The organism is Paraburkholderia lebeckiae (genome assembly GCF_050436225.1).
Lineage (GTDB): Bacteria > Pseudomonadota > Gammaproteobacteria > Burkholderiales > Burkholderiaceae > Paraburkholderia > Paraburkholderia tuberum.
This window is the reverse complement of record NZ_JBNDLU010000002.1, coordinates 3,640,377-3,653,802: the sequence shown is the minus strand read 5'-3', so window position 1 is coordinate 3,653,802 and position 13,426 is coordinate 3,640,377. Positions and strand designations below refer to the sequence as shown.

Genomic DNA, 13,426 nt, shown 5'->3' with positions numbered 1-13,426 from the left:
GTGCTCCCGGCTTACAGATGGTAGAAATCCAGCACCGCGTTGATGTGGTCGTTCAGCAGCAGCACGTGCTTGCGCTTGATCTTCCAGCTATCGCCCGACGCTTGCAGGTCGTACACCGCGCGGCCGTAGAAGTAGTCGGTCGAGCCGTGACGCGTGTACAGCGTCGACCAGTTCACGTTCGCTTCGACGCTCGAATCTTCGCGCTCGCTCAGACGCACGTTGCTGATCTGATGCATCGTGCGCGGCAGCGGCGTCGACGCGGCCGACTTGCCGGTGCGCAGCCGGAACACGCGGTCTTCGAGACCGGCGCGATCCGAGTAGTAAATCAGCGACATGCCCTGCTTCGGATCGGTCGTGTACACGTGCTCCGAATCCCACTGCGGCACATGGAACACGCTCTGCGGATCGAACAGGTCGACATATCCGTCCCATTGCTGTTTGTCGCACAGATCGGCCTTCAGATACAGAAACTGCTCGACGGAGTGTTGGAGTTGGCTCATGCCTGCTCTCCCTGCGATTCGATGGATTTGTCGAGACCCTTGAGGATCGTGTCGCGCCAGGTGCCGTGCTGGTTCACGTAAAGCCCTTCGTGGGTCAGCTCGGTGCCGGTCAGATTCGGCTCGATGCCGAGCAGCGTGGAGTTCGCGGTCGCGCCGCTGGCCCACTTGTGATGCCCGCGCGAGATGTCGCTCCAGCGTTCGAGGCGCGCCTGGAAGCCGCGCTGCTGCTCGCGGAACTCGACGAGATCGTCGGGCGTGCCCATGCCGGACACGTTGAAGAAGTCTTCGAACTGACGGATGCGGTTCTCGCGATCCTTCGCCGACTCGCCCTTCACGCCGATGCACTGGCTGATGACCTCGGTCCTGTTCCACGCGACCGGCCGCACGATGCGCAGCTGCGAACTGATCTGGTCCATGAAGAACATACTCGGGTAGACATTCAGATTGCGCAGCCGGTGCATCATCCATTCGGCCTTGTCCTGGCCATAGGCTTCGACGAGCCGCGGCATCACGCTCTCGTAGCCGGGACGCACTTGCGGATTCGGCATGTCGCTGAACAGCACGCTGTGGCCATTCCTGAACGCGAACCAGCCGTCGTCGGTTTCGCTGTCGCCGGCGCCGAGCTTGCTGTAGTCGAGCGTGCCGCTGGGGTTATCCCCTTTCTTCGCATTCGACTCGATGCGGTGCTGCACGGTCGCCACGTAGTTGTAGTGCACGGTGCTCACGTGATAGCCGTCGAGACCGTTCTCGTTCTGCAGCTTCCAGTTGCCGTCGAACGTGTAGGTCGACTTGCCGGGCAGCACTTCGAGCTCGCCGGTCGGCGACTGCGCGACCATCATGTCGAAGAAGATGCGCGCGTCGCCGAGATAGTCTTCGAGCGTGTCGGTGCCGTCGACGTCGAGGCTCACGAACACGAAGCCCTTGTAGCTCGCGATGCGCGCTTTCTTCAGGCCGCGCACCGACTTGTCGAATTCGTCGCAGTATTCGCCCGGCGCCTTCACCTTCACGAGCCGGCCGTCGTTCTTGTAGCACCATGCATGGAACGGGCACGTGAAGGTCGACTGGTTGCCCTTGGTCATACGCGTGAGCGTCGCGCCGCGGTGCTGGCACGCGTTGATCATCGCGTTCAGGTTGCCGGCGCCGTCGCGCGAGATGATCAGCGGCTGGCGGCCAGCGCGCATCGTCAGGAAATCGTTCTTGTTGAGGATCTCGCTTTCGTGACACGCATAGATCCAGGCCTTCTCGAAGATGTGCTCCATCTCGAGCGAGAACAGCTCGGGCTCCGTGAACATTTCGCGGGCAATCCGGTACACGCCTTCCGCGGGGCGAAAGTCCAGACAGCCGCTGACGAATTCGCGCCATTCCGAGGCGCTGCGCTTCTCGCTCATGATGTGTCTCTCTCCTTGTGTCCAATCGTTTGAACGTGACAGGCTCGATTGAATACCCAAGTGGCGAGGCCAACTATCCAGCCAATTCGCGTTTGCTATCCGAATAATTGGACGGCGCCTGGATAATCTGGCGATCGGACGAAAACCCCCGCCGAACGGGACTTCTGGCGTGCCGTTCTGGCGCATGCGCTTCTTCACGCGCGACGTCCAGCGCATGTCAGAACCAGAAACGCATAGTGACGCGCCGACCGAACAACGTGCTTGCGATCAGTGTCTTGCTGGCTAGCGCGATCCTCGGGATCGCCGTGTCGCTGCTCGCGCGCCGCGCGAATTGACCCGCTTCCGCGGCTCGTTTTCCGAGCCATTTGTCGGCCCGCTTGCCAGCCCTTATTGCTCTCCGTAAACTCGCGCGTAACTTTGCCGGACCCACGCCGCAGCGCGTGATCGGCACACACCACGCCGACCCTGAGGAGAATCCCCGCGATGGCCGCATCCTATTTCCCCCGCTGGCGCCGCCAGCCTGCCGCCGCCGAAGGCGGCATCGTCGGCATCGACGAACGGCTCGGGTGGCCGCAGATGTTCGCGATGGGCGTCCAGCACGTCGTCGCGATGTTCGGCTCGACCGTGCTCGCGCCGCTGCTGATGGGCTTCGATCCGAACCTGGCCATCTTCATGTCGGGGATCGGCACGCTGCTGTTCTTCGTGCTCGTCGGCGGGCGCGTGCCGAGCTATCTCGGTTCGAGCTTTGCGTTCATCGGCCTCGTGATCGCGGTGACCGGCTACGGCGGACACGGCGCGAACCCGAATATTGCGGTCGCGTTGGGCGGCATCATCGCGTGCGGCGTCGCGTACGGGGTGATCGGCCTGATCGTGGCGGCGGTCGGCACGGGCTGGATCGAAACGCTGATGCCGCCGGTCGTGACCGGCGCGATCGTCTGCGTGATCGGTCTGAACCTCGCGCCGATCGCCGTGCATGGCGTGAGCGGCAGCAATTTCGAGTCGTGGATGGCGCTCGTCACGGTGCTATGCGTCGGCGCGGTCGCGGTGTTCACGCGCGGCATGCTCCAGCGTCTGCTGATCCTGGTCGGCCTTCTGCTCGCCTACGTCATTTACGCGATCGTCACGAACGGCCTCGGCATGGGCAAGCCGATCGATTTCTCGATCGTCGCGAACGCCGCGTGGTTCGGCATGCCGAACTTCATGTCGCCGGTGTTCGACCCGCACGCGATGACGCTGCTCGCGCCGATCGCGGTGATCCTCGTCGCCGAAAACCTCGGCCACATCAAGGCCGTCAGCGCGATGACGGGCCAGAACCTCGACCGCTATATCGGCCGCGCGTTTCTCGGCGATGCGCTCGCGACGATCGTGTCCGGCTTCGCGGGCGGTACCGGCGTGACCACATACGCGGAGAACATCGGCGTGATGGCGGTCACGAAGATCTATTCGACGCTGGTGTTCGTGATCGCCGCGTTGATCGCCCTCGTGCTCGGCTTCTCGCCGAAGTTCGGCGCGGTGATCCAGACGATTCCGGGACCGGTGCTGGGCGGCGTGTCGATCGTCGTATTCGGGCTGATCGCGGTGACGGGCGCGCGCATCTGGGTCGTCAACAAGGTCGACTTCTCCGACAACCGCAACCTGATCGTCGCGGCCGTCACGCTCGTGCTCGGCGCCGGCGACTTCTCGCTGAAGCTCGGCGGCTTCGGGCTCGGCGGCATCGGCACCGCGACGTTCGGCGCGATCATCCTGTACGCGCTGTTGAGAAGAAAGCCGACGCAAGGGCCGGTGGCCTGAGCGTCTTTTATCGGCACTGGCATTTCAAGCGCCGGTGCCGATGTCGATGCGGCAGCCAACTCCTACCTTTTGCGCGCGGTCAGCGCCGTCTCCGACAGATCCACCTCGCGCATCAGCTTGTTCAGCGTCTCGTCGTTGATGCGCTGGGTGTCGCGCAGGTCGAGCAGCGTCTTGCGCTCGGCGCGCATCGCCGCGAGCTTCATGCGGAATTCGAGGGCATCGGCGCTGCGCGCGAGTTCGCGTGGCGCCTGTTCGTCGTCGAGCGTCGCCAGGCGGCGGCGGTACAGGTCCATTACCCGCGCGGTTACATCGGTCGCATACGCCTGAGCCGATTCATCGAGGTCCGCGCATTCCGTGTCGTGCAGATGATCGACCGCGCGAATCGCGGACTGCGCGGCGAGCGTACGCGCGAGTGCTTCCTCGGCGGCATGCGGGTCCTTGCCGCGCCGCCAGCCGCGCAGCAGCAGTGGCAACGCGGCCACTGCCACCAGCAGCGACAGCAGGATCACGCCCGACGCGATGAAGATCGCGAGATCGCGTCCCGGCAGCGGCGTGCCGTTCGGCAGCACCTCCGGCAGCGACAGCACGCCCGCGAGCGTCACCGCGCCGCGCACCCCGGCCACCGTCGTCACCGAGGCCATGCGCAACCCGGGCACTGCGTTCGCGACGCCGTGCTTCGTCGCGCCGCGGCTCGCGAACCAGCGCAGCAGCCACACCCACGCGAAGCGCATCGCGTACAGCGCGAGCGCCACCGCAACGATATAGCCGATCAGCAGCGCGACCTGCGCGTCGTTGGTTTCGTGCGCTTCGAGCAGTGCGCGGCCGAGGATGTGCGGAAACTGCAGGCCGAGCATGATGAACACCATGCCATTGAACACGAACTCGATCATCGTCCACGTGCTCGTGGCCCGCACGCGCGAGGCGACCTGCCATTTTTCCGCGATGCTCGCGTAGTTCATCATCATGCCGGCGGAGACCGCGGCGAGAATGCCCGACAGCTCGAAGCGCTCGGCGGTCAGATAGGCGGCGAACGGGATCAGCAGCGTCATCACGACGCCCGGCGCGGGATCGCCTTCTTCGTTGAGATTCAGGAAGCGCGCGGACACGAAGCTGAACACCGCGCTCACCGCCGCGCCGACCGCGAGGCCGCCCACCGCGATGATCACGAAGCTCACCGACGCTTCACGCAGGGAGAACGCGCCGGTCAGCGCGGCGGCGATCGCGAACTTCAGCGCGACGAGGCCTGACGCGTCGTTCATCAGCGCCTCGCCTTCGAGAATATGCATCAGCTGCACCGGAATCTTGCCCTTACCGGCGATGCCGGACAGCGCGACCGCGTCGGTCGGCGACAACACGGCGGCGAGCGCGAATGCGACCGGCAGCGAGATCTGCGGCACCAGCGCGTGCACGAAGTGACCGACCACCAGCACCGTCATGAACACGAGACCGAGCGCGAGCATCAGGATCGCGCGGCGCGCCATGAAGAACTCGCGCTTCGGGATGCGCCAGCCGTCCGCGAACAGCAGCGGCGGAATGAACAGCAGCATGAAGATTTCCGGATCGAACGCGACGTGCAATTCGAGGCGCGGCCACGCGAGCATCGCGCCGATCGCGATCTGCACGAGCGGCAGCGGCAGCTTGAACGGCAGCGCGCGGGTCAGCATGCCGGACGCGGCGACGGCAAGTAGCAGGATCAGGACGGTAAAGACAATTTCCATCGTGTGTTTCGGGGGATGAAGGGGGGTGTCCCGGGAGAGGGCGCGATGCGCAGGGTCGAGTGTAGCCCGGCGGCGCACGCAGTTGCCGCGAGCTTCGCCGCGACGCGGCCTGCGAATCCGTGCACCGCAACGGTGCGCGCGACGCCCACGGGCGGCGCACGAGCGCTGTCGCCGGTGCACTCTTTCGAGCGAGTTACAGCGCAGTGTGCGCCACCGCGCGCATGGACCTTGCTTAACCGGTAATGACGACGCACATTTTGAGAGACCATCGGCCTCGTTGCCGGTCTTGTTCGGACCGGCCGGCTCTCGCGTGAGAGGATTGCATGAGCATTGCGCAACAGGACAGGGCGGCGAGCATGCCGCACGGCTTCGAGGTCGAGGTGACCTCGGGCCTTCAAAGGTATTCGGTGCAGCACGGCGAACTGACGCTTACCAGCGTGTTCCAGCCGATTTTCAGTCTGTCGCACCTGCGCGCGGTCGGCTATGAGGGCTTGCTGCGCGCGCACGACGCGCTCGATCGCGCGGTGTCGCCGCTCGATGTGTTCGGCGAGGCCGCACGCCTCGGCGACGCGCTGCAGATCGACCGGCTGGCGCAGACGCTGCATCTGGAGAACTTCAAGGTGCTCGGCGCCGAGCGCGAATGGTTGTTTCTGAACGTGCACCCGGGCGTGCTGACCGACCCGTATCTCGCGGCCGCTTTGCTCGCCAATCTGCGGCGGCTCGATCTGTCGCCGCGGCGCGTCGTGCTCGAAGTGCTCGAGCAGAGCGCCGAAGATCTCGATCGACTTGCCGACGCAGTGCGCGACTTTCGCGAGCGGGGCTTCTTGATCGCGCTCGATGATTTCGGCGCCGGCCATTCGAACATCGAGCGGATCTGGCAACTGAATCCCGACATCGTGAAGCTCGACCGCGTCATGCTGTCGCATGCCGCGCATCGCGCCGACATGGCGACGATCCTGCCGGGGCTCGTGGCGATGCTGCACGAAGCGGGCAAGCTGGTGCTGATCGAGGGCGTCGAAACCGAGCACGAAGCGCAGATGGCGCTCGCCTGCAATGCCGACTTCGTGCAGGGCTTTTTCTTTGGCCGGCCGAATCCGGGTGTTGCCGATGCGATCCACGCGGCGGTCTGCATCGGCGAAGTCACCGAGCGTTATCGTGAGCAGGCCGAGGCACGCGAGCGGCGCAGCGCGAGTCGGCTCGCGCCGTATCTGCGCGCGTTCGAGCGCGCCGCGGAGCGTCTCGCCGCCGGTGAGCCGCTCGACGAGGTGTGCTGGAATTTCCTCGCGCTCGATCACGTGGCGCGCTGTTTTCTGCTCGACGCGAAGGGGCGCCAGGCCGGCCGCAACGTGGTGCTGCGCGCCGATCGCGCGGCGCACGAAACGCGCTTTCTGCCGCTCGCCGACGCGCAGGGCGCGAACTGGCTGCGTCGTCCATACTTCAGCGTCGCGATCAATGCGCCGGAGCGCGTGCACGTGACGCGGCCGTATCTGTCGATCAACGAGGCGTTGCCGTGCGTGACGCTGTCGGTGGCAACGCGCGTCGGCAGCGAGACCTGCGTGCTGTGCGGCGATATCGACTGGGTCGAAGACGAACGCGACGCGCGCATCTGACATGATGTCGTTTTCAACGACACCAGATTGCGCTCATGTCCGTGCTGCTCGAAGTGATTGCCACGACCGTCGCCGATGCGCGCGCTGCCGCGCAGGCCGGTGCCGACCGTCTCGAACTCGTCACCGCGATGGGCGAGGGCGGACTGACGCCGAGTGTGGGGTTGATCGAGGCGGTCGTTTCAGCGGTCGGCGTCCGGGCAGCCGGTGTACCCGTAAACGTGATCGTGCGGCCGCATAGCCGCGCGTTCGTCTACGATGCCGACGACTACGCGGTGATGCTGCGCGACATCCGGGCCGTCAAGGCGGCCGGCGCGAACGGCATCGTGATCGGCATGCTCGATGCCGAGCGGGCGATCGACCGCGAAGGTCTGGCGCGCGCGTGCGAAGCTGCCGATGGACTCGCGATCACGTTCCATCGCGCGTTCGACGAGGCGCGCGATCTGCGCGAAGCGCTCGACGTATTGCTCGGTTTCGAGGCGGTGACGAATGTGCTGACGTCGGGCGGACAGCCGTCGGTGCTGCGGGCGCAAGCGACGATCGGCGAACTGCTGCGGCAGGCTGCCGGCTCGCATTGCACGGTGCTCGCCGGTGCCGGCTTGACGGTCGATGGGGTCGCGGAGTTCGTGAGCAAAACGCACGTCGAGGCCGTGCATTTCGGCTCCGGCGTGCGCGTGAACGGCAACGGACTCGCGCCAGTCGATCCGGCGAAGGTGATGCAGGTGAGGGCGCTGCTCGACGCGATGCAAAGGTGAGCAGCGCAACGAACCGCTTACTTCGCGACTACCACCGGAATGCCGCGCAATTGCCCGGCGCCCTTCATCTCCTCGAGCGACTTCTTCACCGCGACACCCGTCGCCGCATCGATGCCGAGGCGCGCAGCGAGGTCACGCTCACCACGCTTGACGCCCGCCAGATTCGCCAGTTTCACGTGCCCATACCCGCGCACGCGCGCATGCAGTTCAGCGAGTTTCGCGACGTCGTCGAGATGGCCCGCGTCGAGTTTCGCTAGCGCACGTTGCAGCGTGGCTTCGTAATCGCTCGCGAGCTCGCGCTCCATCTTGCGCTCGAGCGTGCGGCCGAACGGATCGAGTGCCGAGCCGCGCAGACCGCGCCATTTCGCGAGCAGGCCGAGCACGGGCCACATCCATTGACCATAGGTTTTCTTCGTCGGCACGGCGCCGGGCTGCGCGCGCGTGAGCGTCGGCGGCGCGAGGTTGAAGCGGATCGTGAAGTCCTTGCCGGCGACGCCCTCGAACTGCGCTTCGAGCGCATCGCGGAACGCGGCATCCGTATGCAGACGCGCAACTTCGTATTCATCCTTTACCGCGAGCAGCCGGTAGAACGTGGTCGCGACCGCGCGCGTCACGCGCTCGCTCGCCGCATCGACGGCGGCTTCCGCGCGCCGCGCCGCATCGACGAGCGCGCGATACCGCTTCACATAAGCCGCGCCGCCATACGCGAGCAGCCGTGCTTCGCGATGGGCGATCAGCTCGTCGAGCGTATCGACCCGCACGCTCGGCTTCGGTGCATGACGCGACTGCCACAGCGATTCGAGCGCGGCGGGATCAGCCGCGGCCATGCGCCCGATCGAGAACGCGAGCTGGTTCATCTGCACGGCGACGTTGTTCAGTTCGATCGCGCGCATCATCGCGGCGAACGACACCGGCACGAGACCGAGCTGCCACGCGAAGCCGAGCATCAGAATGTTCGCGCCGATCGTATCGCCGAGAAAACGCGTTGCGAGCGCTTGCGCGTCGCACGTCGACATACGCTCTTCTCCGGCCGCGTGACGCATCTTGTCGATCAGCGCGTCGGCATGCAGCGTCGCATCCGGGTTCTGCACGAAGCTCGCGTTCGGAATCGCATGCGTGTTGACGACGATGCGGGTGCGGCCATGTCGCACCGTCTGCAGTGCATCGGCACTCGCGCCGACCACCATGTCACAGGCGAGCAGCACGTCGGCCTGCTGCGTGTCGATGCGGACCTGGTTCAGCCATTCGTCGCGGGCGGCAAAGCGCACGAACGACAGCACCGCGCCGCCCTTCTGCGCGAAGCCCATGAAGTCGAGCACCGACGCGCTCTTGCCTTCGAGGTGCGCGGCCATGCTGATCAAGGCGCCGGCCGTCACAACACCGGTGCCGCCGACGCCCGTGATGAGGATGTCGTACGGCGCGGCATCGAGTTGCGTCGCGGGAATCGGCAACGCGTTGACGTGCGCGGCGAGCGCCTGCGGATCGCACGCGACGCCCGCGGCTTTTTTCAGCGTACCGCCTTCGATGGTGACGAAGCTCGGGCAAAAGCCGTTCACGCACGAGTAGTCCTTGTTGCACGACGACTGATCGATGCGGCGCTTGCGACCGAGCGCGGTTTCCACCGGTTCCACCGACAAACAGTTCGACTGGACACCGCAATCGCCGCAGCCTTCGCAGACTTCCTCGTTGATGAAGAGCCGTTTGTTCGGGTCGGGGAATTCGCCCTTCTTGCGGCGCCGGCGCTTTTCGGCCGCGCAGGTCTGGTCGTAGATCAGCACGGTCACGCCGTCGATGTCGCGCAACTGACGCTGCACCGCGTCCATCTCGCTGCGATGGTGAAACGTCGTGCCCTGCGGAAACTGGCCGTGATGGCCGTCGTATTTCTCCGGCTCGTCGCTGACCACGACGAAGCGCGATACGCCCTCGGCTTCGACCTGACGTGCGATCTGCGGCACCGAGATGCTGCCGTCGACCGGCTGGCCGCCCGTCATCGCGACCGCGTCGTTATAGAGGATCTTGTAGGTGATCGTCGTGTTCGCGGCGACCGCCTGGCGGATTGCGAGAATGCCGGAGTGAAAGTAGGTGCCGTCGCCGAGATTCTGGAATACGTGGCGGGTTTTCGTGAACATCGAATGCGCGGCCCAGTCGACGCCTTCGCCGCCCATCTGAATCAGCCCGGTCGTGTCGCGCTCCATCCACGACGCCATGAAATGACAGCCGATGCCCGCCTGCGCGATCGAGCCGTCCGGCACTTTCGTCGACGTGTTGTGCGGGCAGCCGGAGCAGAAGTACGGCGTGCGCTTCACGCTGTCCGCCGCGTTCGACAGGATCTGCGGCGCGACCAGATCGACGACGCGTTCACGGCGATCGAGCGCCGGCTTGTGCTTCGCGAGCCAGTTCGCGAACACCGGGAGAATGCGCGACGGCCGCAGTTCGCCGAGCGACGACAGCAGCAACGTGCCATCTTCGGCGTGCTTGCCGATCACGACCGGTCGTGTGCCTTGTGTGCGGTTGTACAGATAGTCCTTGATCTGTTGCTCGATGACCGGGCCTTTCTCTTCGATCACGAGCACTTCGGACAGACCCGACACGAACGCGTCGATGCGCGTCATCTCCAGCGGAAACGACAGTCCGACCTTGTAGATGCGCACGCCGGCCGCGTCGAGATCGGCGACCGTCAGATCGAGCCGGCGCAGCGCTTCCATCAGATCGAGATGCGCCTTGCCGCACGTGACGATGCCGACATTGGCGTGCGGGCTCGGCGCGATCCATTTGTCGATACTGTTCATGCGCGCAAACTGGCGCGCCGCGTCGAGCTTCGCGTGCAGACGCGCTTCGATCGTCAGGCTCGGCAGATCGGGCCAGCGGTTGTGCAGACCGCCGGCTGGTGCTTCGAATTCCGGTGGCGGTGTCCATCCGGTTTGCAGCGCGTCGAGATCGACGGTCGAGCCCGATTCGACGGTCTCCGAAATGGCCTTGTAGCCGACCCACGCGCCCGAGAAGCGCGACAACGCCCAGCCATACAGGCCGAATTCGAGCATGTCCGCGATGTTCGACGGATTCACGACCGGCATATGCCAGCCGATCATCGCGAAGTCGCTCTGATGCGGCATCGACGACGACACGCAGCCGTGATCGTCGCCCGCGACCACCAGCACGCCGCCGTGCGGCGACGAGCCGTACGCGTTGCCGTGCTTCAAGGCATCGCCCGCGCGGTCGACGCCCGGGCCTTTGCCGTACCACATCGCGAATACGCCATCGACGGTGCGCTCGGGATCGGCTTCGACGCGCTGCGTGCCGAGCACGGCGGTGCCGCCGAGTTCTTCGTTGATCGCGGGCAGAAAGCGGATATCGCTCGCGGCAAGCAGTTTTTTCGCCTTCCACAACTGCTGATCGACCATGCCGAGCGGCGAGCCGCGATAGCCGCTGATGAAGCCGGCCGTGTTCAGGTTGCGGGTCTTGTCGAGCGCGCGCTGCATCAGCGCGAGGCGCACGAGCGCCTGAGTGCCGGTCAGAAAGATCCGGCCGCGCGTCGCGATGAGATTGTCGGACAGCTTGTAGTCGGCGAGAGCGGGCGTGCCGTCGATGGGCAGGCGAGCGGTCATGGGGGAGTCTCCAAGGTTCTGGCTTCGCGCGCGGGCGGTGGAGTCACGGATGCCGCGCAGCGAAAGAGACTCTATTTTTTAGCGCTCGTGAGAGTGAATTATTTCTTCTTTAATCGGGCGTGCGCGAATGGGCGCGATGAGTCGCGCGTTTCGGCCCGCTTTTGAGCCGGATTTGCCACGCGGCGGCGCGCTTCGGGTATGCCCTGGGGTGTCGTGAGGCGGCGAATGGGACGATGGCTATTGCTATTGCGCCGTGTTCGCCGCGAGGTCCGGTTGGAGCGGTGCCGCATCGAGCGGCACGATTTCGTCGAAGTGTGCGTAGTCGATGTGGCTCACGCCGTCGCGCTCACTCATGATGTCGACGAACCGGTGCTGCCAGACGATCTGGTCGCAAGTCCACATGTGGCGCGCCTGCATGGTTTGCGACGTCGATTCGTCGATGCCTTCGAGCGTCAGCAGCAGCGACACGTCGCGGCCTTTCAACGATTCGGCGTTTTCGCCGAACAGCGGACTCGCTTCGTCGATGATGTGCATCAGCGTCCAGCCGAGCTTGAAGACCGGGTGCTGGTCGCGCACCAGCGCGAGGTCGTAGAGCTTGCGCAGCGTAAAGCCTTCGATCGAGGTCTCCAGGCGCATGATGCGCAGCCGCGCGCGTGCCTCGGCGATCACGTTCTGACGCGCGTTGGCCGAGCGCACCATCAACGTCATGCGGCCGTCGATCGGCCGGATCACCGCGTAGCGCGCGAACATGATCTTCGCGTGCGGCCGCGAAAAGCGCGCGAAGATCAGCCCGGTCGCCAACGCGATACTCGACATACCGATGAAGATTTCGAGCGTCGCGATCCAGTGCGCGTAGACGGTTTGCGGATGCATGTCGCCGTAGCCGACCGTCGCGAGGGTTTCGACGCTAAAGAAGAACGCGCCGGCGAAGCCCTTCGGAAACTGATTCGCGATAGGAGCGTCGCCGAGCATGTAGAGCATGGCGAACACGGTGTTGAGCAGCAGGAACAGCAGCGCGAGCGACACGAAGAACCCGGGCCAGCGCACGCCGAGCGCACGGTGATACAGGTCTTGCCACAGCGGCGTCGGCATGCCGTGCGCGATCACCACGCGATCGTCGAGACGCATTTCGCGACTGCCGCGCGCGCGGCGCCTCGGCGCGCTTGCGTCGGTGTCGGTGTCGCCGAGCGTGGAAAAACGGTCTGACGGTTCGCTTGCCATCACGCGCTCGTGGGGATGAAGACGTGCACAGCCTAGCATGGCGCGTTGTGCGCGCTGCGCGAGTTTCCGCGCGGTGCGAAGGCGGCGCGGCGCGATGTATCGCCACGGTGCGAGGTTGCGCGATGCCGTCGTCGAAATGCTTCCGGGCGCGTCCCGGATTTCAGGCTGGGTCAGGTTGCATCACGCGCGGCGTGCGGGTTGGGCGCAGCCGCGCGCCACACCCACCCCCCGCCGTCACGGAAACACGCGCGGCTTCGGAATTCCCGCTCCATGCTCGATATCGTCGACCGCCTGCCGATGCGCGCTTTCCACCGCTTCGGACTGCTCGGCATAACCCGCGTCGCCGCCGACCGTGGTCCACGCCTTGACGGCCTTCTCGCGATGACGGATTTCGTATTCCGCGTCCCAGCGCGCGCCACTGAGTTCGAGCGGACGAACGTGGATCGAATACACGCCGTATTGGAACAGCTGCTCAGCCATGATCGCCTCCAGCCGGCCGATCCGGCAGCGGCGCGCCGATGCGCGAGGACGCGCGACGCGCTGCCCCTTGGTTCGGCCTACAGTTCGATTTCCCCGAGGATACGATGTGCGAGCGCTTTGGCTTCTTCGAGCGCTTCTCCTGGCGTCGACGACGTCGAGTCGACTTCGTAGAGCGTGGTTTCCTGATCGGCGCTGGGTTCGCCTTCGTCGCGAGCGAGGGTGACGACACCTTGCCAGGCGTCATGTGCGACTTCTCTTATCGACGCGGTGGCCGTGTAGAGCCCTTTGGTGTAGGTGACGTCCTCCATGGCCTCGCTCCTTTTCGCAAAGGTTTCGATATTTTCATCCTAGCACGGCATGG

At 65.2% G+C, this 13,426-nt stretch carries 10 protein-coding genes; 3 read left to right on the top strand and 7 right to left on the bottom strand.

Annotated elements, in window-relative coordinates:
* Positions 1 to 11: 11 nt before the first annotated feature.
* Together antB and antA are read right to left on the bottom strand one after the other, a co-directional pair.
* Entirely contained in the window at positions 12 to 500 is a 489-nt protein-coding gene (gene antB, locus OKW45_RS31430; RefSeq protein WP_429472880.1) for an anthranilate 1,2-dioxygenase small subunit, read from the bottom strand.
* A complete protein-coding gene (gene antA / locus OKW45_RS31425) occupies positions 497 to 1,888 on the bottom strand; it encodes an anthranilate 1,2-dioxygenase large subunit (protein ID WP_429472879.1) in 1,392 nt (463 codons plus the stop codon). Before antA ends, antB begins: the two co-directional genes overlap by 4 nt.
* 483 nt (positions 1,889 to 2,371) lie before the next feature.
* On the opposite strand from antA, the gene OKW45_RS31420 reads away from it, so the two are divergent.
* A complete protein-coding gene (locus tag OKW45_RS31420) occupies positions 2,372 to 3,679 on the top strand; it encodes a solute carrier family 23 protein (protein ID WP_429472878.1) in 1,308 nt (435 codons plus the stop codon).
* Between the two features lie 62 nt (positions 3,680 to 3,741).
* Here OKW45_RS31420 and OKW45_RS31415 read toward each other — a convergent pair whose 3' ends face one another.
* Positions 3,742 to 5,397: a Na+/H+ antiporter gene (locus OKW45_RS31415; protein WP_429472877.1), complete on the bottom strand. Its 1,656-nt coding sequence runs from the start codon at positions 5,395 to 5,397 to the stop codon at positions 3,742 to 3,744.
* A gap of 323 nt (positions 5,398 to 5,720) precedes the next feature.
* On the opposite strand from OKW45_RS31415, the gene OKW45_RS31410 reads away from it, so the two are divergent.
* Both OKW45_RS31410 and OKW45_RS31405 read left to right on the top strand, forming a co-directional pair.
* Positions 5,721 to 7,007, top strand: coding sequence for an EAL domain-containing protein (locus OKW45_RS31410; RefSeq protein WP_018419204.1), 1,287 nt, complete (start codon positions 5,721 to 5,723; stop codon positions 7,005 to 7,007).
* A gap of 35 nt (positions 7,008 to 7,042) precedes the next feature.
* Positions 7,043 to 7,759, top strand: coding sequence for a copper homeostasis protein CutC (locus OKW45_RS31405; RefSeq protein ID WP_429472876.1), 717 nt, complete (start codon positions 7,043 to 7,045; stop codon positions 7,757 to 7,759).
* A gap of 17 nt (positions 7,760 to 7,776) precedes the next feature.
* Here OKW45_RS31405 and OKW45_RS31400 read toward each other — a convergent pair whose 3' ends face one another.
* From OKW45_RS31400 to OKW45_RS31385, 4 genes are all read right to left on the bottom strand, one after another.
* The gene (locus tag OKW45_RS31400) at positions 7,777 to 11,364 is read right to left on the bottom strand and encodes an indolepyruvate ferredoxin oxidoreductase family protein (RefSeq protein ID WP_429472875.1); all 3,588 of its coding nucleotides are present in this window, start codon (positions 11,362 to 11,364) and stop codon (positions 7,777 to 7,779) included.
* 243 nt (positions 11,365 to 11,607) lie between these two features.
* Positions 11,608 to 12,585, bottom strand: a complete 978-nt coding sequence (locus OKW45_RS31395) for an ion channel (RefSeq protein WP_018419208.1) — start codon at positions 12,583 to 12,585, stop codon at positions 11,608 to 11,610.
* Between the two features lie 234 nt (positions 12,586 to 12,819).
* On the bottom strand, positions 12,820 to 13,065 hold the full coding sequence (locus OKW45_RS31390) for a hypothetical protein (protein ID WP_018419209.1): 246 nt from the start codon (positions 13,063 to 13,065) through the stop codon (positions 12,820 to 12,822).
* A gap of 77 nt (positions 13,066 to 13,142) precedes the next feature.
* On the bottom strand, positions 13,143 to 13,373 hold the full coding sequence (locus tag OKW45_RS31385; protein WP_018419210.1) for a hypothetical protein: 231 nt from the start codon (positions 13,371 to 13,373) through the stop codon (positions 13,143 to 13,145).
* Positions 13,374 to 13,426: the final 53 nt, after the last annotated feature.